At 69.9% G+C, this 17,904-nt stretch carries 24 protein-coding genes; 9 read left to right on the top strand and 15 right to left on the bottom strand.

Translation table 11 applies throughout. The features are described from left to right. Positions 1-50 precede the first annotated feature (50 nt). Together HRC28_RS11670 and HRC28_RS11675 are read right to left on the bottom strand one after the other, a co-directional pair. Positions 51-482, bottom strand: a complete 432-nt coding sequence (locus tag HRC28_RS11670; protein ID WP_182380235.1) for a CBS domain-containing protein — start codon at positions 480-482, stop codon at positions 51-53. Between the two features lie 17 nt (positions 483-499). Next, entirely contained in the window at positions 500-1,402 is a 903-nt protein-coding gene (locus tag HRC28_RS11675) for an inositol monophosphatase family protein (RefSeq protein WP_182380236.1), read from the bottom strand. A gap of 59 nt (positions 1,403-1,461) precedes the next feature. On the opposite strand from HRC28_RS11675, the gene HRC28_RS11680 reads away from it, so the two are divergent. Then, positions 1,462-1,911 (top strand): DUF2231 domain-containing protein, encoded by a 450-nt coding sequence (locus HRC28_RS11680; protein WP_182380237.1) that lies wholly within the window; start codon positions 1,462-1,464, stop codon positions 1,909-1,911. Positions 1,912-2,046: 135 nt separating this feature from the next. Here HRC28_RS11680 and rsgA read toward each other — a convergent pair whose 3' ends face one another. The 3 genes from rsgA to HRC28_RS11695 are packed head-to-tail and all read right to left on the bottom strand — an operon-like array spanning position 2,047 to position 4,954. Further along, entirely contained in the window at positions 2,047-3,057 is a 1,011-nt protein-coding gene (gene rsgA, locus HRC28_RS11685; RefSeq protein WP_182380238.1) for a ribosome small subunit-dependent GTPase A, read from the bottom strand. Beyond that, on the bottom strand, positions 3,057-4,394 hold the full coding sequence (gene aroA / locus HRC28_RS11690; protein ID WP_182380239.1) for a 3-phosphoshikimate 1-carboxyvinyltransferase: 1,338 nt from the start codon (positions 4,392-4,394) through the stop codon (positions 3,057-3,059). Before aroA ends, rsgA begins: the two co-directional genes overlap by 1 nt. 47 nt (positions 4,395-4,441) lie before the next feature. Next, positions 4,442-4,954 carry a DoxX family protein gene (locus HRC28_RS11695; protein ID WP_182380240.1) on the bottom strand — a complete coding sequence of 171 codons (513 nt, stop codon included), beginning with the start codon at positions 4,952-4,954 and terminating at the stop codon, positions 4,442-4,444. A 61-nt stretch (positions 4,955-5,015) separates the two neighbouring features. On the opposite strand from HRC28_RS11695, the gene HRC28_RS11700 reads away from it, so the two are divergent. From HRC28_RS11700 to HRC28_RS11720, 5 genes are all read left to right on the top strand, one after another. Further along, positions 5,016-5,801: an SOS response-associated peptidase gene (locus tag HRC28_RS11700; RefSeq protein WP_182380241.1), complete on the top strand. Its 786-nt coding sequence runs from the start codon at positions 5,016-5,018 to the stop codon at positions 5,799-5,801. Next, positions 5,798-6,457 carry an alpha/beta family hydrolase gene (locus tag HRC28_RS11705; RefSeq protein ID WP_237111804.1) on the top strand — a complete coding sequence of 220 codons (660 nt, stop codon included), beginning with the start codon at positions 5,798-5,800 and terminating at the stop codon, positions 6,455-6,457. Before HRC28_RS11700 ends, HRC28_RS11705 begins: the two co-directional genes overlap by 4 nt. An 80-nt stretch (positions 6,458-6,537) precedes the next feature. Then, positions 6,538-7,200 carry a sigma-70 family RNA polymerase sigma factor gene (locus HRC28_RS11710; protein ID WP_182380242.1) on the top strand — a complete coding sequence of 221 codons (663 nt, stop codon included), beginning with the start codon at positions 6,538-6,540 and terminating at the stop codon, positions 7,198-7,200. After that, positions 7,197-7,496, top strand: coding sequence for a mycothiol system anti-sigma-R factor (gene rsrA / locus HRC28_RS11715; RefSeq protein ID WP_182380243.1), 300 nt, complete (start codon positions 7,197-7,199; stop codon positions 7,494-7,496). The genes HRC28_RS11710 and rsrA overlap by 4 nt, the downstream gene beginning before the upstream one ends. Before the next feature lie 32 nt (positions 7,497-7,528). Then, positions 7,529-8,356 carry an SDR family NAD(P)-dependent oxidoreductase gene (locus tag HRC28_RS11720; protein ID WP_182380244.1) on the top strand — a complete coding sequence of 276 codons (828 nt, stop codon included), beginning with the start codon at positions 7,529-7,531 and terminating at the stop codon, positions 8,354-8,356. 13 nt (positions 8,357-8,369) lie between these two features. Here HRC28_RS11720 and HRC28_RS11725 read toward each other — a convergent pair whose 3' ends face one another. The 5 genes from HRC28_RS11725 to HRC28_RS11745 all read right to left on the bottom strand — a co-directional run bounded on the left by HRC28_RS11725 (position 8,370) and on the right by HRC28_RS11745 (position 12,213). Beyond that, positions 8,370-8,753: a type II toxin-antitoxin system VapC family toxin gene (locus HRC28_RS11725; protein WP_182380245.1), complete on the bottom strand. Its 384-nt coding sequence runs from the start codon at positions 8,751-8,753 to the stop codon at positions 8,370-8,372. After that, a complete protein-coding gene (locus tag HRC28_RS11730) occupies positions 8,750-8,980 on the bottom strand; it encodes a type II toxin-antitoxin system Phd/YefM family antitoxin (RefSeq protein WP_182380246.1) in 231 nt (76 codons plus the stop codon). The genes HRC28_RS11725 and HRC28_RS11730 overlap by 4 nt, the downstream gene beginning before the upstream one ends. A gap of 275 nt (positions 8,981-9,255) precedes the next feature. Then, complete coding sequence (locus HRC28_RS11735) at positions 9,256-9,639, bottom strand: hotdog domain-containing protein (RefSeq protein ID WP_182380247.1); 384 nt, start codon at positions 9,637-9,639, stop codon at positions 9,256-9,258. Between the two features lies 1 nt (position 9,640). Continuing rightward, positions 9,641-11,335 (bottom strand): acetolactate synthase, encoded by a 1,695-nt coding sequence (locus HRC28_RS11740; protein WP_182380248.1) that lies wholly within the window; start codon positions 11,333-11,335, stop codon positions 9,641-9,643. A gap of 29 nt (positions 11,336-11,364) precedes the next feature. Continuing rightward, complete coding sequence (locus HRC28_RS11745) at positions 11,365-12,213, bottom strand: DUF2785 domain-containing protein (protein WP_182380249.1); 849 nt, start codon at positions 12,211-12,213, stop codon at positions 11,365-11,367. Positions 12,214-12,314: 101 nt separating this feature from the next. Here HRC28_RS11745 and HRC28_RS11750 point away from each other — a divergent pair, with 101 nt between their 5' ends. Continuing rightward, positions 12,315-13,793 carry a PAS domain-containing sensor histidine kinase gene (locus HRC28_RS11750; RefSeq protein ID WP_182380250.1) on the top strand — a complete coding sequence of 493 codons (1,479 nt, stop codon included), beginning with the start codon at positions 12,315-12,317 and terminating at the stop codon, positions 13,791-13,793. A gap of 31 nt (positions 13,794-13,824) precedes the next feature. On the opposite strand, the gene HRC28_RS11755 is transcribed toward HRC28_RS11750, so the two are convergent. Continuing rightward, complete coding sequence (locus HRC28_RS11755) at positions 13,825-14,079, bottom strand: WhiB family transcriptional regulator (protein ID WP_056706341.1); 255 nt, start codon at positions 14,077-14,079, stop codon at positions 13,825-13,827. A gap of 184 nt (positions 14,080-14,263) precedes the next feature. On the opposite strand from HRC28_RS11755, the gene HRC28_RS11760 reads away from it, so the two are divergent. Beyond that, on the top strand, positions 14,264-14,662 hold the full coding sequence (locus HRC28_RS11760; protein ID WP_182380251.1) for a hypothetical protein: 399 nt from the start codon (positions 14,264-14,266) through the stop codon (positions 14,660-14,662). A 4-nt stretch (positions 14,663-14,666) separates the two neighbouring features. Here the strand turns inward: HRC28_RS11760 and HRC28_RS11765 are convergent, their stop codons facing one another. The 4 genes from HRC28_RS11765 to sodN form a co-directional block, all read right to left on the bottom strand. Then, on the bottom strand, positions 14,667-15,539 hold the full coding sequence (locus HRC28_RS11765) for an RNA polymerase sigma factor SigF (RefSeq protein WP_182380252.1): 873 nt from the start codon (positions 15,537-15,539) through the stop codon (positions 14,667-14,669). Then, complete coding sequence (locus HRC28_RS11770; RefSeq protein WP_182380253.1) at positions 15,536-15,958, bottom strand: anti-sigma factor; 423 nt, start codon at positions 15,956-15,958, stop codon at positions 15,536-15,538. The genes HRC28_RS11765 and HRC28_RS11770 overlap by 4 nt, the downstream gene beginning before the upstream one ends. Before the next feature lie 136 nt (positions 15,959-16,094). Beyond that, on the bottom strand, positions 16,095-16,835 hold the full coding sequence (locus HRC28_RS11775) for a hypothetical protein (RefSeq protein ID WP_182380254.1): 741 nt from the start codon (positions 16,833-16,835) through the stop codon (positions 16,095-16,097). Positions 16,836-16,977: 142 nt separating this feature from the next. Next, complete coding sequence (gene sodN, locus HRC28_RS11780; RefSeq protein ID WP_056706331.1) at positions 16,978-17,391, bottom strand: superoxide dismutase, Ni; 414 nt, start codon at positions 17,389-17,391, stop codon at positions 16,978-16,980. A 57-nt stretch (positions 17,392-17,448) separates the two neighbouring features. On the opposite strand from sodN, the gene sodX reads away from it, so the two are divergent. Next, the gene (gene sodX / locus HRC28_RS11785; protein ID WP_182380255.1) at positions 17,449-17,811 is read left to right on the top strand and encodes a nickel-type superoxide dismutase maturation protease; all 363 of its coding nucleotides are present in this window, start codon (positions 17,449-17,451) and stop codon (positions 17,809-17,811) included. Positions 17,812-17,904 lie beyond the last annotated feature (93 nt).

Raw genomic sequence — 17,904 nt, forward strand, 5'->3', positions numbered from 1 at the left:
CGCTAGCGACGAGCCTCGAAACCCGGTGAGCCGCTGCTGGAAGTGTGCCGCTACCCCTGGTGGACGTAGCTGTCGAGCTGGTCCCGCTCGAACTGCAACTGGTCGATCTTCTGCTTGACCATGTCGCCGATGCTGACGATCCCGACGACCTGGCCGTCCGAGATGACCGGGATGTGCCGGAAGCGGCCGTCGGTCATGATCTGCATGACGACGTCGAGTTCGTCCTCGGGGGAGCAGGTCTTCACCTGCGGCGTCATGATCGAGGAGACCACGGCGTTGATGACCGTGCCGTCGCTGTGCAGCGTCCGCACGACGTCCCGTTCGGACACGATCCCGTCGAGGGACGTGCCGTCGGCACTGACGACCACTGCTCCGATGTTGTTCTCCGCGAGCGTCGCGAGCAACTCGCGGACGCCCGCGTCCGGGCGGATGGTGACCACGTCACGGAGTGACTTCGACTGGAGCACGTCGCTGATGCGCATGTGACCCACGCTACTCGTCAGCGGTCGGGCTCGTCACGGTCTTCGTCAGTGAGACGGTGCCGATGTGCCCGGAGGTCGGAAACGCTGCCCGGTCCGGAGGTCGGCCAGTCGGGGTCGGTGCGCTCGTCGGTGACGCTCCCGAGGAACGACAGCGCCGCCTCGTGGAGGTGTCCGTTGCTGGCCAGCGCGTTGCCGCCCCAGGGCCCGTCGGCACCGTCCAGGGACGTGAACCGGCCGCCGGCCTCGCGCACGATGATGTCGAGCGCGGCCATGTCATATACCTCGAGTTCGGGCTCGGCGGCGATGTCGACGGCGCCCTCGGCGAGCAGCATGTAGGACCAGAAGTCGCCGTACGCACGCGTCCGCCAGACGCGGCGCATCAGTGTGAGCAGGTCGTCGCCGATGCCGCGGTTCTCCCAGCCGGTGATGGAGGAGTAGGACAGCGAGGCGTCCTCGAGGCGCCGGATGTCGGAGACGCGACACTCGGTGGCCTTCATCAGGCCCTTGCCGGTCCACGCGCCGTTGCCGGTGGACGCCCACCAGCGGCGCTGGAGCGCCGGAGCCGATACGACGCCCAGGACGACCTCGTCGTCGACGACCAGCGAGATCAGGGTGGCCCAGACGGGGACGCCGCGGACGTAGTTCTTGGTGCCGTCGATCGGGTCGATGATCCAGCGGCGCTGTGAGTGGCCCGAGGTGCCCTGCTCCTCGCCGGTGATGGCGTCGCGGCTGCGCGCCTTGGAGAGAGTACGACGAATCGACTCCTCGACGGCCTGGTCGGCGTCGGTCACGGGAGTGAGGTCGGGCTTGCTCATCACGTGCAGGTCCAGCGCGCGGAACCGGGCCATGGTGAGCGAGTCCGCGTCGTCGGCGAGCAGGTGCGCCAGTCGCAGGTCGTCGGTGTAATCAGGGGCGGCCACAGGGGCACCCTACGGCGTGGGTCTGGATCCGGTGTGGTGCGGTGGTGCACTCTTCAACCATGGAGATCAACGGCGTTCCCTTGCACCCGCTCGTCGTCCATTCCGCTGTCGTGTTCACGCCGCTCGCCGTACTGGCGGCGCTGGCCTACGCGGTCCCGTCCTGGCGCGACCGCCTGCGCTGGCCGCTGGTCGTCCTCGCGGCCATCTCGCTGGTCAGCATCTGGGTTGCGTTCTTCTCCGGCGAGGACCTGCGCGACGAACGGTTCGGTGCGGTGACCGGAACTCTGGCCGAGCGGATCGAGGACCACGAGGAGTGGGCGGAGAAGCTGCGCATCGGGGTCACCGTCTTCGCTGCCCTGGCGTTCGTGTCGGCCTGGTTCCACACCCGCACCGGCACCGTCCGCACCGTGCTGACGGCGCTGACCGTCCTGGCCGCCCTCGCCACGGGCGTACTGGTCTTCCTCACCGGCGACGCCGGTGCCCAGGCCACCTGGAAGATCGACTCCTAGCGCGACTTGGGGTTTCTTGCGCGCGAGTTGGGGTTTGTGACGCGCGACTTGGGGTTTCTGTACGTCGACGCGGTCGACAAGTCACAACTCGGCGGTCGCAAACCCCAACTCGGCGGTCACAGGCCCCAAGTCGCGCTAGTAGTCGGTGACCGAGCGGGCCGCGAGGAGCCGCCGGAACGACGTCACCCGGTCCGGGTCGGCCGCACCGTCGGTGATCGCGACGTCCAGCCCGCACTCGGGTTCGTCCTCGCCGTGCGTGCAGCCGCGCGGGCAGTCCTCGGTCATCTCGTCGAGGTCGGGAAACGCTTCGATGAGCGTCTCGGGCTTCACGTGCGCCAGCCCGAACGAGCGGATGCCCGGGGTGTCGATGATCCAGCCGCCGCCGGCCCAGTCGTCCGGCAACGGCAGCAGGACGGCCGAGGTCGACGTGTGCCGGCCGCGGCCGGTGACGGCGTTCACGTGTCCGATCTTCCGGTGCGCGTCCGGCACCAACGCGTTGACCAGGGTCGACTTGCCGACGCCGCTGTGGCCGACCAGGACGCTGACTTCGCCGGCCAGCCGTTCCTGCACGGCCTCCAGGCCCAGGATGGTGCGGTCCGGTCCGCGCTGGGTGACCACCCAGGGCACGCCGAGCGAGCGGTACGTCGACAGCAGGACCTCGGGGTCGGCCAGGTCGGACTTGGTGAGACAGAGCAACGGCGACAGCCCGGCGTCGTACGCCGCCACGAGGGCGCGGTCGATCAGGCCGGTGCGCGGCTCGGGGTCGGCGAGTGCGGTGACCACGACCAGTTGGCTGGCGTTGGAGACCAGGACCCGCTCGACGGGGTCGTCGTCGTCCGCCGTACGACGAAGGACGGTCGTACGCGGTGTGACCTCCACGATCCGGGCCAGTGAGCCGTCGACGCCCGACACGTCGCCCACGACGCGTACGCGGTCACCGGTGACGACGCCTTTGCGGCCGAGTGGGCGGGCCTTCATCGCCGTGACGACGGCGTCGCCGATCAGCAGGGTGTAGCGGCCGCGGTCGACGGTGACGACGACGCCGTCGACGGCGTCGTCGTGGGCGGGGCGGTCCTTGGTGCGGGGGCGGGTGCGCTTCCGGGGACGTTCGTAGTGCTCGACGTCGTGGTCGGTGTAGCGCGCCATCAGACCGGACCGGAAGAGAGGCGGCCGGGGGAGAAGAGGCCGGACCAGAAGGCGGCGAAGTCGGGGAAGGTCTTGCTCGTGGTCGCAACGTTCTCGACGAGCACGCCCGGAACGGCGGCGCCGATGATCACGCCCGCGTGCGCCATCCGGTGGTCGGCGTAGGTGTGGAAGACGCCGCCCGACAGGGGAGCGGGCTTGATCGAGAGCCCGTCGGGGTGCTCGATGACGGCCGCGCCGAGGGCGCCGAGTTCCGTCGCAAGCGCCGCGAGCCGGTCGGTCTCGTGGCCACGGATGTGGGCGATGCCGGTGAGATGAGAAGGCGTCGACGCCAGTGCGCAGAGGGCGGCGATCGCCGGAGCGAGTTCGCCCACGTCGTGCAGGTCCGCCTCGAGCCCGAGCAGGCCGCGGTGGCCGCCCTCGGGGCCGGTCACGGTGAGGCCGTCGTCGCCGAACGCGACGTCGCAGCCCATCCGGGTGAGCAGGTCGCGCAGGGCGTCGCCGGCCTGCGTGGTCGCCAGCGGCCAGTCCCGCACCGTCACCGAACCACCGGAGACGGCAGCCAGGGCGAGGAACGGTGCGGCGTTCGACAGGTCGGGTTCGATCGCCTCGTCGTGCGCTGCGATCGGACCCGGCGCCACGGCCCAGCGGTTGGCGTCGCCGTCGTCCACGGCGACACCGCGGTCGCGCAGCATCGCGATCGTCATCTCGATGTGGGGGAGCGACGGGATCGGCTTGCCGTCGTGGCGTACGTCGACGCCCGCGTCGAACCGCGCACCCGCCAGCAGCAGCGCGGAAACGAACTGGGAGGAGGCCGACGCGTCGATGACGACGGTGCCACCGGGCACCGCGCCGGTGCCCGCGATCGTGAAGGGCAGCGCGCCGGGCGTACCCACGGAGGAGTCGAGGGAGATGCCGAGGGCTTCGAGCGCGGAGAGCACTTCGCCCACCGGACGGTTGCGCATGTGGGCGTCGCCGTCGAAGGCGACCTCGCCGCGCACCAGAGCGGCGACCGGCGGCACGAACCGCATCACGGTCCCGGCCAGCCCGCAGTCCACAACGGCACGATCACCGGGCACCGAGCCGTCGAGTGGCGTCACCACCCAGTCGTCGCCGGACGTGTCGACGGTGGCCCCCACCGAGGTCAGCGCCTGCGCCATCAGCAGGGTGTCGCGCGAGCGCAGCGCCCGTCGTACGACGGAGGGGCCATCGGCCAGCGCGGCCAGGATCAGTGCGCGGTTGGTGAGCGACTTGCTCCCGGGCAGCGCGACCGTCGCGTGCAGCGGCGCGCTGGCGGTGGGAGCGGGCCAGGGGTCGGCAGGCGGCAAGGGCGTGGTCATGTCCCGTGCAGTCTAGTGACGCTCGAGCGTGCAGGAGCACTCCACCGCTAGTGCACGCGTGCCTTCACCTTCGAGGTCACCAGCGCGGCTTCGCGGCGTGCGTCGTGGGCGGCGTGGTGGGCGCGCCAGGCCAGCCCGGGCTTGCCGGCCGTGTCGAAGGCCGCGATCAGGAGGCCGCCGGCCAGTGAGGCGTTCCGGGTGAACTGGACGATCTGCGCCTTGCGGTCGGCGGAGTCGCCGGCTTCCCAGAACCGCAGGTGGGCGGCGGTGGACGGCACCAGGGTCGCGCCGAGTACGGCGGCGGAGAGGCGCGGCATCTTGCCGGCGGCGAGCGAGAGGCCGGCGGCGAGCTGGATGGCGCCACTGATTCGTACCCACGTCACCGGGTCTGTGGGTACGCGCACCGAGTCCGGCGTCGCGTTGGCGAGCGCGGGCGCCAGCATGTCGGCGAGAGGCGCGACGTCCTTGGCGCGAGCCGGGGCGTCGGTGAGGTCCTGCGTCCCGTTCGCCAGGAAGTACGACGAGAGCAGCGGTCGGGCGATCAATCGAGTGAGAGCCATGGCCTTCCGTACCCGACATCCGTCGCAGCACACGGGGGTGCGGCCGGATAGATTGGCCCGCATGTGCGGGCGCTACGCCTCCAGTCGCAGTCCGGAGGACCTGGTCGAGGAGTTCGAGGTGCTCGACCCGCGCCTCGAAAGCGCGGTCGTGCCGCCGTCGTGGAACATCGCGCCCACCGACCCGGTCCACGCGATCATGGAGCGCACGCCGCGCACCGACGACGACCCGGACCGCGAGGGCGATCCCGTGCGGCAGCTGCGCGCGCTGCGCTGGGGCCTGGTGCCGTCCTGGGCCAAGGACGAGAAGATCGGCAGCCGGATGATCAACGCCCGGGTGGAGACGGTGGCCGAGAAGCCTGCCTTCCGCAAGGCGTTCGCTTCCCGCCGCTGCATCCTGCCGGCCGACGGCTACTACGAGTGGTACGTCCTGGATCAGCCCGATGCGAAGGGCAAGCCGCAGAAGCAGCCCTTCTTCATTCACCCCGACGACAGCGGCGTCCTGGCGATGGCCGGCCTCTACGAGATCTGGCGCGACCCGTCGAAGCCCGAGGACGCCGAGGACCGGTTCCGCTGGACCTGCACGGTGCTCACCACCGAGGCGACCGACGAACTCGGTCGGATCCACGACCGGATGCCGCTGCTGGTCGACCGGGCAAGCCGCGCCGAGTGGCTCGACCCGCGGCGCACCGTCGCGGATCTGTCGAGCCTGCTCACCCCCGCGCAGCAGGCCGGCCTGACGGCGTACCCGGTCTCGGCGGCGGTGGGCAACGTCCGCAACAACGGCCCCGAACTGGTGGCGCCGCTCGCGCTCGCCGATCCCGACGACGGCCAGGAGACGCTGCTGTGACCGAGGAACGACTGATCCCGACCGAGTACGGCGAAGGCCGGATCGTCATGCACCGCGCCCGCCGTCCCATGGTGACCCTCCTGCTCAGCCACGGTGCCGGCGGCGGGATCGAGGCCCGCGACCTGGTCGCTCTGGCGACCCAGCTTCCCGGGCAGGGCATCAACGTCGTGCGCTTCGAGCAGCCGTGGCGTCGGGCGGGCAGGAAGGTGGCCACGCCGCCGGCGACCCTCGACGTCGGGCTCCGGGCCGCGGCCAACGCCCTGCGGGTCCGCACCCCACTGGTGGTCGGTGGTCGCTCGGCCGGGGCCCGCTCGGCCGCCCGCACGGCCAGGGGGCTCGGCGCGAGCGGAGTGCTGGCCCTGTCGTTCCCGCTGCACCCGCCGGGCAAGCCCGAGAAGTCCCGGCTCAGCGAGCTCACCGGTGCCGGGGTCCCGATGCTGATCGTCCAGGGTGAACGCGACCCGATGGGCCGTCCCGAAGAGTTCCCCGACCCGTTGCCTGCCAACGCCGATCTGGCCGTTGTGCCTGGCGCAGATCACGGGCTCAAGGTGCCGAAGAGCGGGCCGGTCTCGGAGGAGGACGCCATGGCGATCGTGGTCGAGTCCACGCTCGAATGGATCGTCCGTGAAATTGTGGGGAATGCCGCCCCTGTCTGAAGCGTTCCGCTCACATGATCGCGACTCTGGAACGCCCGACCGAGGGCATGCCCGTTGGGCAACCTCTAGGCTGGGGTGCGATGACCGAGACTTCTGACCTGCCCTCCCTCGACACCGACCTCGACACCGGTGCCGAGGTCGACGTCGCGACCGAGACCCCCGAGGACCGCGCGGCCCGCTTCGAGCGGGACGCGCTGCCCTTCCTGGACCAGTTGTACGGCGCCGCCATGCGGATGACCCGCAACCCGTCCGACGCCGAGGACCTCGTCCAGGAGACCTTCGCGAAGGCGTTCTCCGCTTTCCACCAGTTCCGGCCGGGCACGAACCTCAAGGCGTGGCTCTACCGGATCCTGACCAACACGTTCATCAACACCTACCGGAAGAAGCAGCGCCAGCCGCAGCAGGCTTTTGCTGGCGACACCGGTGACGTCGAGGACTGGCAGCTCGCCCGTGCGGAGTCGCACACCTCCACCGGCCTCAAGTCGGCCGAGATGGAGGCGCTCGAGCACCTTCCCGACAGCCAGGTCAAGGACGCACTGCAGCGACTGCCGGAGGAGTTCCGGCTCGCGGTCTACCTCGCCGACGTCGAGGGATTCGCCTACAAGGAGATCGCCGAGATCATGGAAACGCCGATCGGGACGGTGATGTCCCGCCTCCACCGCGGTCGGCGCCAGCTCCGCGACATGCTCTCCGACTACGTCCGCACCGGCGGCGACGCTCCGGTCGAGGGAGGTCAGCGATGAACGACGAGCACGCGCACAGCCACGAGCACGCGCACGGGGACGACCCGACCAACGCCGAGTGTGCCGACTTCCTGGAGCGGATCGTCCGGCTGATCGACAACGAGCTCGAGCCCGGCGACTGCACGATCGTGCGCGCCCACATCGACTCCTGCAGCCCCTGTCTGGAGCGCTACGACCTGCAGCGCACGGTCAAGACCCTGGTCGCCCGCTCGTGTGGCGAGACGGCACCCGACGACTTGCGTGCGCGGGTCCGGATCCAGATCCAGGAGATCCAGGTCCGCATCACCGGAGCCTGACCAGAAGCCGGGATCTGCGGCAAGATCTGGACGTGAACTCTGTCCTCATCACCGGCTGCTCCTCCGGTATCGGTGCTGCGACCGCGGCCCGTCTCGCTGCCAACGGCTGGGACGTGTGGGCCACCGCGCGTCGACCCGAGGTCCTCGCGGACCTCGAGGCGGCCGGCTGCCACACGCTGGCCCTCGACGTCACCGACGAGGCGTCGATGGTGACCGCCGTCGACACGGTCCTGGCCGGTGCCGGCCGGATCGACGCCCTGGTCAACAACGCCGGCTACTCCCAGTCCGGCGCCCTCGAGTCGCTCGACGTCGACGACGTACGACGGCAGTTCGAGACGAACGTCTTCGGCCTGATCCGGCTCACCCAACTGGTGCTGCCCTCCATGCGTGAACAGGGCTCGGGGCGGATCGTGAACATCGGCTCGATGGGCGGCAAGCTCACCTTCCCGGGCGGCGGCGCCTACCACGCGAGCAAGTACGCCGTCGAAGCCCTCTCCGACGCGCTCCGCTTCGAGGTCGGCGGCTTCGGCGTCAAGGTCGTCCTCATCGAGCCCGGGTTGATCACGACCAACTTCGAGGCAGCCGTCGCCGCCGGGATGCCGACCGGTGACGGGCCGTACGCGAAGTTCAACGAACTGGTCCAGTCCTCCACCAGCGACGTCTACAACGGTCCGATGGCGAAGTTCGGTGGCCCGCCCGAGGCGGTGGCGAAGGTGATCGAGAAGGCGCTGACCAAGGCCCACCCGAAGCCGCGCTACACCGTGACCATCTCGGCGCCGGCAGCGATGGCTGCCCGCAAGGTGCTGGGCGATCGCGGCTGGGACCTGGCGATGCGCGCGCAGTTCCCGCGCCCGGAATAGGGGTTCGTCGACGTCACACCCGTGCGTCGATCGCGTCCTCGCATGCGTCGAGGATCTTGGTGTCGGCCGTCAGCAGCGACGCGCGTTCGATCCGGGCCTGGGCTACCAGGAGGGCGTCGAATGGATCGCGGTGGGGAAGTGCCGTGATGTCGGAGGCCAGGGTGTGGGCCCGGGTGACGGGGAGGTCGTGGAGTCCCGAGGCCACGATCGCGTCGCTGAGGTCATTCGGAACGCTCAGCTTCCCGAGGGACGACTTGATGGCGATCTCCCAGGTGCTCGCTGAGGACACCAGCACCGATGGGCTCGTGGCGATGCGGTGCCGCGCCGCGGTGCCGAGGCGCGGATTGTCGTCCAGTAGCCACAGGAGCACATGGGTGTCGAGCAGGAGTCGTTTCACGAGACACCGAAGAGGTCGTTGAGTGTCGGATCGGTGTCGTCGAAATGGTCGGAGTCGTAGTCGATCCGGTCAGCCAGGGCTCCGAAGACCAGGTCCACCCGTGCGTGCGGCACGAGGTCGGCCACGGGTTTCCCCGCGCGCGCGATGGTGATCTGCTCGCCTGCCTCGACCCGTTCGAGCAGCCGGGAGAGATGCGTCTTCGCCTCGTGGATGTTGACCGTCGTCATGACATTCATAGTATCGGACTTAGTCCAGTTGGACTAGGTCACGTCTCCCGCTGAGGTGCCCCAAAAACGACGAACCCCCGGACCAGGGAGGTCGGGGGGTTCGGGCGCTCGCTGACGTGTCAGCAGTTGGGGCGCTTGCCGTGGTTCGCGCCCTTCTTGCGGCGGGAGCGGCGCTTGCGTCCGGTCTTGCCCATGGTTCCTCCTGAGGTCGAGATCGACCCAGTCTCTCAGGTCACCCGTCCCGGACCGCAATCCGGGTCGGGAACTTGTTCCGGTCAGCCGGTGACGCGGGCCAGGAAGCGCTCGGCGTCGACGACCACGCGGGTCACCTCACCGGAACCGGCCAGTTTGCCGGGACGCCCGGCTGCGCTGAGGTTGCGCGCCGCGACAGCGAAGCGCCGCAACCGGCCGTCGCTGTGGACGATCCGCGCCGTCACCTCGACCGAGCCGCCGACGGGTGTTGCGACCAGGTGCTCGAGCTCGATGCGCGTGCCCACGCTGGTCTCGCCGTCGCCGAGCGCGCTCTCGAGGGCGCTGCAGGTCACTGCCTCGCACCACGCCAGAAGGCGCGGCGTCCCGAGCACGGGCAGGCTCCCCGAGCCCACGGCCGCAGCCGTGTCGGCCTCGGTCACGACGAACGTCTGGCGTGCCTCGCTCACCTCAGATCCCGAACGTGGTGCGCGGGTAGGCCGCGTTGACGTCGGTGATCACGTTGATGAGGTACGGCGCATTGGCAGCGAATGCACGATCCATGGCGGGCCCGATCTGACGGGGGTCGGTGACCGTCTCCCCGGCGCCACCGAGCGAGGAGACGACCTGGTCGTACGCCGTCCGCGGCGCGAGGTCGGCAGCGACGTCGTACCCGTAGAGCATCTGCATGGGCCCCTTCTCCAGGCCCCACGCGGAGTTGTTGCCCATCACCATCACGACGGGCAGGTTGTGCCGGACCAGGGTGTCGACGTCCATCAGTGAGAAGCCGGCAGCGCCGTCCCCCAGGAGCAGCACCACCTGGGCGGATGGCCGCGCGACGCGGGCGCCGATGGCTGCACCCAGACCGGCGCCCAGGCAGCCGTAGGGTCCGGGGTCGAGCCAGCAGCCCGGCCGCTTCGGCTCGACGAACTTGCCGGCGAACGACACGAAGTCGCCGCCGTCGCCGATGACCACGGCGTCGTCGGCCAGTCGGGGGACCAGCTCGCCGTAGATCCGCGCCGGATGGATCGGGTCGGCCTCTGCACCGAGGAGTCCGGCATCCCTGGCTGCTGCGGCGGCCGCAGTGTCCTGGAGCGAGGAGACCCACGCCGACCCGTCCTTCCGCGAGGAGCCCGCGAGCGCCGTCAGCAGGCCGTCGAACACCGAACTGAGGTCGCCGGCCACCGAGTCGGCCAGCGGGGCGTGGCGCGACAGTTGGTCCGCCGAGTCGGCAATGTGTACGACGGCCGCGGGTTCCGCTCCGTCCTTGCCACCGAACACGCCGTACCCGAGCCGGAAGTCCAGCGGCGTCCCGACCACCACGACCAGGTCGGCCCCACCGAGCGCCGCGCCGCGGGCCTTCGTGACGAGCAGGCGGTGGCCGCCGGGGATCACGCCACGCCCCATGCCGTTGGTGATGGCGGGCAGGCCCATCTCCTCGACCAGGCGCAGCGCGGCCTCCTCGGCGAAGTCGGCCCACACGTCGGTGCCGAGCACCAGTACCGGCCGCTCGGCGCGGGCGATCAACGCCGCGATCCGCCCGATGGCGTCGCTGTCGGGCTCCGCGCCGCGGTAGTTGACGATGCTCGGGACCGATCCCGAGCCGACGTTGAAGAACTCGTCCATCGGCACGTCGACGTAGGTCGGTCCGCGGTGGGACGACCGGGCCAGCGCGAAGGCGGTGTCGAACCCGGCGGCGACGTCGTTCGCGGTCATCAGTGTCGCGGCGTGCTTCGTCACCGGCGTGACGATCGGCAGGTGGTCGATCTCCTGCAGCGCGCCGGTGCCCCAGCGGTTGTTGGGAGCGCGGCCCCCGACGACAACCATCGGGGACCCGGCGAAGTTCGCCTGGGCCATCGCGCTGACCCCGTTGGTGACGCCGGGGCCGGCGGTGAGCACGGCCAGCCCGGGAACCCGGGTGAGCTTGCCGGTGGCTTCTGCGGCGAAGGCGGCGGTCTGTTCGTGCCGCACGTCGAGGATCGACACCGGCGGGCCCACGGCCCCCTCAGCCTGGGACTTCACGGCGCCGTCGTACATCGGGAAGACGTGGGCGCCCGACAGGGTGAACATCGTGGAGACGCCGTGGGCCTGGGCGACGGCGACGGCGAGTTCACCGGCGTGGCCGGTGAGTTCGGTGGGTGCGGATTCCGGGGGAGTGGAGGTCACCCCCGCACCCTAGCCAGCGCGCTGCGGAATCAGGCGAGGAACGCGGGGTGGATCCGGCGCAGCGAGTCGACGAGCGTGAGCAGCAGGTCCGGGCGGATCGCGGGGTGGCGCGGCGAGATCGTGAGCTGGAGGTAGAGCGCCCGCAGGACGGCCTGTGCGTTGCCGCTGGCGAGGTACGGGTCGCGGCTGCGCGACGCACGATCGGTCGCCCCGGCCTCGATGCGGCGCACCCAGGGCTCGACGACGGCCAGCGGGACGCGGTCGCGGCGCAGGATCTCGAGCACCGCGTAGGCGATCCGGTCCGGCTCACCGTGGACCAGCAGCGGGGTGCCGGGGGAGAGGACCCGGTCGGCGATGATGTCGAGGAGCACGGTCAGCTCGGTGGAGCCGAAGTACGGCGACCGGGCCAGCGCGCCGAGGGCATCGGCTCCGTTGGCGGCCGCATGCGCCCAGCCCTTGCCGGGCACGAAGCCACGCAGGTCCTGCTCACGGAGGTACCAGGCGGCGAGCCGGTCGCCCCACTGCAGGATCCGGGTGGGCGGCTGGCGGCGGACGCGGGTGTCGCGGTCGATGCACTCGCCGAGCACCAGCGCGGAGAAGCTGCGGCGGAACACCGAATCGGTGTCGCGCTCGCCCAACCCGACCTCCAGGCCGGCACACATGCCGTCACCCAGAGCGGCCAGCAGGTCGTCGTAGACGCCGTGCTCGGTCCAGGTGGCAAGGAGCGGGTAGGCCAGGCCGTCGCGGACCTGCGGGTCCGGATCACCCAGCATCCGGGTGAGGTCGGCTGTGAGGTCGGCAAGCCGATGCTCCGCGGGCGGCGTGCGTTCACCGTTGCGGAGGCCTCGTTGGAGACCTGACCAGTCCACCGACGCCATCAAAGAAAAACCCTCCACGGACCAGCCCGAACCGAATCCCCCGGGGTCATTGTGCCAAAGGGGGTGAAGGAGTCGACGGCCGGTCCGTTACGTTTGCTCGCGTGCCCTCCCTGTCTGCGATTGCACGGCGTCATACGGACCTCGACGCCGCCGATGTCGCGTGGCTGCAACTGATCCAGGCCGACTGGCAGGTGATCGCCGATCTGTCCTTCGCCGACCTGGTCATGTGGCTCCCGGACCGCCAGGGAAAGGGGTTCTGGGCGGGGGACCAGATGCGCCCCACCACCGGCCCGACGGCGTACGTCGACGACATCGTCGGCACCTTCCTGCCGGCCGGTCGTCGTACCCTCGTCGACACCGCCTACGAGCTCGGCCGGATCGCGCGCGAGGGTGACCCGGAGTGGCGCGACGAGGTGCCGGTGCGGGTCGAGGCGATCCCGGTGCGCCGCGAGGGTCGGGTCATCGCCGTGATCAGTCGCAACACGAACCTGCTCGGCGTCCGTACCCCCAGCCTGCTCGAGATCAACTACCTCCAGACGGCCTCCGATCTCGCCAGCATGATCGCGGCCGGACTGTTCCCCAGCGCCGGCCAGCGCAGTGACCACGCGGACTCGCCCCGGGTCGGCGACGGGTTCCTGCGCGTCGACGCCGAGGGCCGGGTCGTCTACGCCAGCCCGAACGGACTGTCGGTGTTTCGCAAGCTGGGCCTGATCGGTGACCTGACCGGGCAGCTGCTGACGGACCTGACCCGCGACCTGGTCCCGCCCAAGAAGCGGCCCGACGAGGAGACGCTGAGTGCTGTGCTCGGCGGGCGCGCCCATCGCGACACCGAGCTCGGGTCCGCCGGCGGCCCCGGAGACGGCGTTTCGCTCATCGTGCGCTCGATCCCGCTGCGCCCCAAGGGCGAGCACATCGGCGGGATGATCCTGCTGCGCGACGTCACCGACCTGCGCCGCCGTGACCGCGAACTCATCACCAAGGACGCCACCATCCGGGAGATCCACCACCGGGTGAAGAACAACCTGCAGACCGTCGCCGCCCTGCTGCGCCTCCAGGCGCGCCGGATCGAGTCACCGGAGGCCGCGGCAGCCCTCGAGGAGGCCGTACGACGCGTCGGCTCGATCGCGATCGTCCACGAGACCCTGAGCCAGGCGGTCGAGGAGACCGTCGCCTTCGACGACATCGCCGACCGGCTGGCGCGGCTGGTGATCGACGTCGGGTCGACCGCCGCGAAGGTGCAGGTCCGCCGCGAGGGCAGCTTCGGCGTCCTCGACTCCGAGATCGCCACGCCGCTGGCGATGGTGGTCATGGAGTTGATGCAGAACGCGGCCGAGCACGGCTACGCCGACGGTGACGAGGGCGAGATCGTGCTGCGGGCCGAACGGCACGGAGCGATTCTCGACGTCACCGTCGAGGACGACGGCCGCGGTTTGCCCGACGGCTTCGACCTGGACGCCGCGACCAGCCTGGGGCTGTCGATCGTGCGCACCCTGGTCGAGTCCGAACTCGGGGGACACCTGACGCTGGGACACAGCGTCGACGGTGGCACCCGGGCAGGCATCAGCCTCCCCGTGGAGTGACGCGCTCGCCGCGCGGCAGCGCGCCAAATGATCAGACAGGCGTGCGGACGCGGGCGCGGGCGTTGCGGCGCTTCAGCGCGCGACGCTCGTCCTCACTGAGGCCACCCCAGACACCGTGGTCCTGTCCCGCCTCGAGCGCCCACGCGAGACATTGCTCGCGCACGTCGCAGCGCCGGCACACGGCCTTGGCCTCCTCGATCTGGAGGATGGCTGGGCCGGTGTTGCCGATCGGGAAGAACAGCTCCGGATCCTCATCGAGGCATGCGGAGACGTGTCGCCAATCCATGGGTGGAGATGCCTTCTTTCCTACGTGCTGGTGGCCCGGCTGCGGGCATACGTGAAACCGCAAAAGTGAACGGTTTCACGATCGCTTCTGCAAGGCTTCCAAGGAATCGCTCACTAATCAAGCAATTCGGGTGGTCGGATGGGTCACAAAGGGTGCTGCTGAGCGTGCAACTAGGCTGAAACTTGTGACCGAGAGCCCCGTGGAGCCCGCCCAGAACCCGCCGCCACTGACCGTAGCGGCGTCGCTGGTCGGAGTCGAGGGCATTGTGCTGCTCTGTCTTGCGGTCCTCGAGTTCGCGAGTGTGGACTCCGAACGGGTGGCTCTGGGGTTGTCGACGGCTGGCTTCCTGCTCGTGTACGCCGTCGTGCTGATGGCCGCAGGCTGGGGACTGTTTCGCCGGAGTGGTTGGGCACGCGGTCCGGTGCTGCTCACCCAGTTGATCGCCCTGGGGCTCGCGTGGAACCTGCGCGAGCACCTGCCGGTGACGATCGGCCTGGTGCTGTGTGCGGGGATCGTGCTGGCCGGCCTGCTGCACCCCGACACCATCGAGGCGCTCGAGCACGACCCGACCGCGCCGCGGTAGCTGGTCAGGCCTCGGACTCCAGGGACTCGCGCAACTGCTCGAGGGTGCGGCCCAGGAGTCGGGAGACGTGCATCTGGGAGACGCCGATCTCCTCGGCGATCTGCGACTGGGTCATGTTCTTGAAGAAGCGCAGCAGCAGGATCTTCTTCTCCCGCGGCGGGAGGTTCTCCAGGAGCGGCTTGACCGACTCGCGGATCTCCACGTGCTCAAGAGCTTCGTCGTCGACGCCCATCGCGTCGAGCATGCTCTGTCCGCCGCCGCGGTCGGAGTCGTCGTCGGTGGCGTCCAGGGACAGCGTGGAGTAGGCGTTGCTCGATTCCAGGCCCTCGACGATCTCCTCGACCGAGCAGCCGATCGCTTCAGAGAGTTCGCGGGCCGTGGGGGAGCGACCCAGGCTCTGCGTGAGCTCGGCGGTCGTCGCGCTGATCTGCATTCGCAGTTCCTGCAGCCGACGGGGGACCCGGATCGCCCAGCCCTTGTCGCGGAAGTACCGCTTGATCTCGCCGATGATCGTCGGCGTGGCATAGGTCGAGAACTCCACGCCGCGCTCGGTGTCGAAGCGGTCGACCGACTTGATCAGGCCGATGGTGCCGACCTGGACGAGGTCCTCGTAGGGCTCGCCGCGGTTGCGGAAGCGCCGCGCGCAGTGCTCCACCAGCGGCATGTGCAGCTCGAGGAGGGCCTCGCGCGGGTCCTTGCGCAGCAGGGCCTGGCAGACGTCGTCCGCGCGGAACTCATCGAGTACGTCGTCGCGGATGTCCTCGAAGGCATCCGGGTCGCGCAGCCACAGGAACAGCAGGGCGCTGATCCGGCGGGTGCGTTCGGTTGCAGCTGACCGCCCGCTGCCAGCGCTCCCCCGAGAGAGGTCGGCAGTCATGACTCGAGCGACGACCGCACCGTGAGGCGCACCGCATAGGAGCCGGGGGCGGTGTCGATCGCGGCCTCCGCCGCCAGCGTTGCCAGGACCTGCCAGCCGAAGCTCTCGTAGTCCGGCGGTGTTGGCGACTGCGCCTCGGCGCTGATCGTGAGCATGAGTTCGCCCGGGGTCAGCCGGAACCGACAGTCGAGGACGGTGCCTTCGTCGGCCTCCTCGAGCACCATTGCCGCAGCCTCGGACACCGCGATGCGGAGGTCCTCGATGTCGTCCATGGTGAAGTCCAGACGAGCGGCCAGGCCGGCAGTCAGGGTGCGCAGCACCGCTGCGTAGGCGCCGTCCGCAGGGAGCCGCAGCTCGACCTCCGTGGGGTCGCCTGCGGTGGCGGTGTCACCGGATACGGGGGTGCTCGTCTCGGGCATACCGTTCCTCCGAGGGAAGGCTGGGGACCTGAACGGCATGAGCCTACGACAACGGCCGCGCCCCGTCGGGAGCGCGGCCGTCATCCGGTAGCAAGCGGCGGTCAGGCCAGCCTCAAGGCAGCCTTCAGGTCAGTCTTCAGGGCAGCAGACCACCGAGCAGGTCGAGCAGGTCCAGCAGGTCGTCCAGGTCCAGGACGGACCCGAGGCCGAGGCCGTCGAGCAGGTCGTCCAGCAGGTCACCGAGGCCGAGAGCGCTGAGCACGGTGTTGACGACATTGAGCAGGTCGGCCGGCTCAGGCGCGGTGCCCGTTGAGATCAGGTCGCAGAGCGGCTTCGCCTGCGGAGCGGACGAGCAGAGCAGGTACAGCGGGCTCGCCGTGGAACCGCCGGGAACGAGCTGGCCGAGGATGTCGCAGACCTGCTGCGGGACGCCGGCATCGCAGAGGGTCTGGATCGGGCTCGCGGTCGGACCAGTCGGAACGGGGTTCTTGCACGCCGTCACCCGGGCCTGGTGGACCCTGACCACGGCCAGACCGGCACGGACCTTGGCCATCTCGGCCTTGAACTGCTTGTTGAGCTTGACCACCTTGGCGTGGCGGGCCTTCTTGGCCTTGCGCGTCTTGGCGCGCTTCTCCGCCCGCTGGGCCTTCGCCACCAGGTTGCGGACCTTCTTGGCCATGCTGACCCGGCTGCCGTAATTGGCGCGGGCCTTGGCCAGGGCGGCCTCCTTGGCGGAGCAGTCCGGCGCCACCTGGGCGGCGACGGCCACTGCGCGGTCAGCGGTCGGTGCACTCGCGCCCGCAACCGGCGCGGACGTGAACGTCAGACCCAGGCCGAGGCCCAGGACGACGAGAATCTTGAACAGGGCGCGATGCATCGCGGGTGTCTCCCTCCGGTGGTTCCCGGGTCTGGAGGCGCCCGGGTACGAAGCTCCCGATCGGCAGGGACACCCGAAATGACAGGGACCGCACGCCCCGAAGGACGTGCGGTTCCGAAATCGGGACGTTGGTCCCGGTTCGTCAGGCCTTCTTGGTCGCCCAGAAGATCTCGGCGATCTCGTCGATCTTGGCGAGCAGCTGGTCGGCCACGCCGGCGTCGAGGGTGCCCTTGGTGCCACCGGCACCGGCGAGCTTGGTGGCCTCGTTGATCAGCGTGTGCAGCTGCGGGTACGCCTCGAAGTGCGGCGGCTTGAAGTAGTCGGTCCACAGCACCCACAGGTGGTGCTTGACCAGCTCGGAGCGCTGCTCCTTGATGAGGACGGCGCGGGTCCGGAAGTCCGGGTCGTCGCTGTCGAGTGCCTTGGCGATCACGGCCTTGATCGACTCGGCTTCGATGCGGGCCTGGGCCGGGTCGTAGACGCCGCACGGCAGGTCGCAGTGCGCGGAAACCTCGATCGACGGGGCGATCAGGCTGGGAATGAGACGCGAGAACATGTGGGTCCTCTCCTGAGTTCGATGGGGAACGAAGCTGCGCCTGCGACACTACTCGGCATGGCAGGCAGGGCAACGGCAGGTCGTACGTCGGGACACCGACGCAGGATCGGCGGCAGGATCGGCGGCAAGATCGGAATGGCCGTCGTACGCGGTGAATCGATGGAACCGACCCTGTCGGCGGGAGACCGCCTGCTGGTGTCCTATGGCGCCCGGGTGCGACCCGGGCACGTCGTGGTGGCCCGGTTTCCCGACGACACCCTGGTGATCAAGCGAGCCAGCGAACGGCGTGGCGTGCGCTGGTGGTTGGTGGGCGACAACCCGGAGCAGAGCACCGACTCCCGGCATCGTGGAGCGATCGCACCGGACGACGTCCTGGGCGTGGCGCGGCTGCGTGTCTGGCCACGGCCGCAGGTGCTGTGACCTGTCTCATCCGGACAGTCGCCAGGTAACTGCCCTGCGTGTGCGAGGATTGCCGGTCGTGGCCGCTGACGTTTCTTCTTCCCACCCGCACGC

It is taken from the genome of Nocardioides sp. WS12, assembly GCF_014108865.1.
Taxonomy (GTDB): domain Bacteria; phylum Actinomycetota; class Actinomycetes; order Propionibacteriales; family Nocardioidaceae; genus Nocardioides.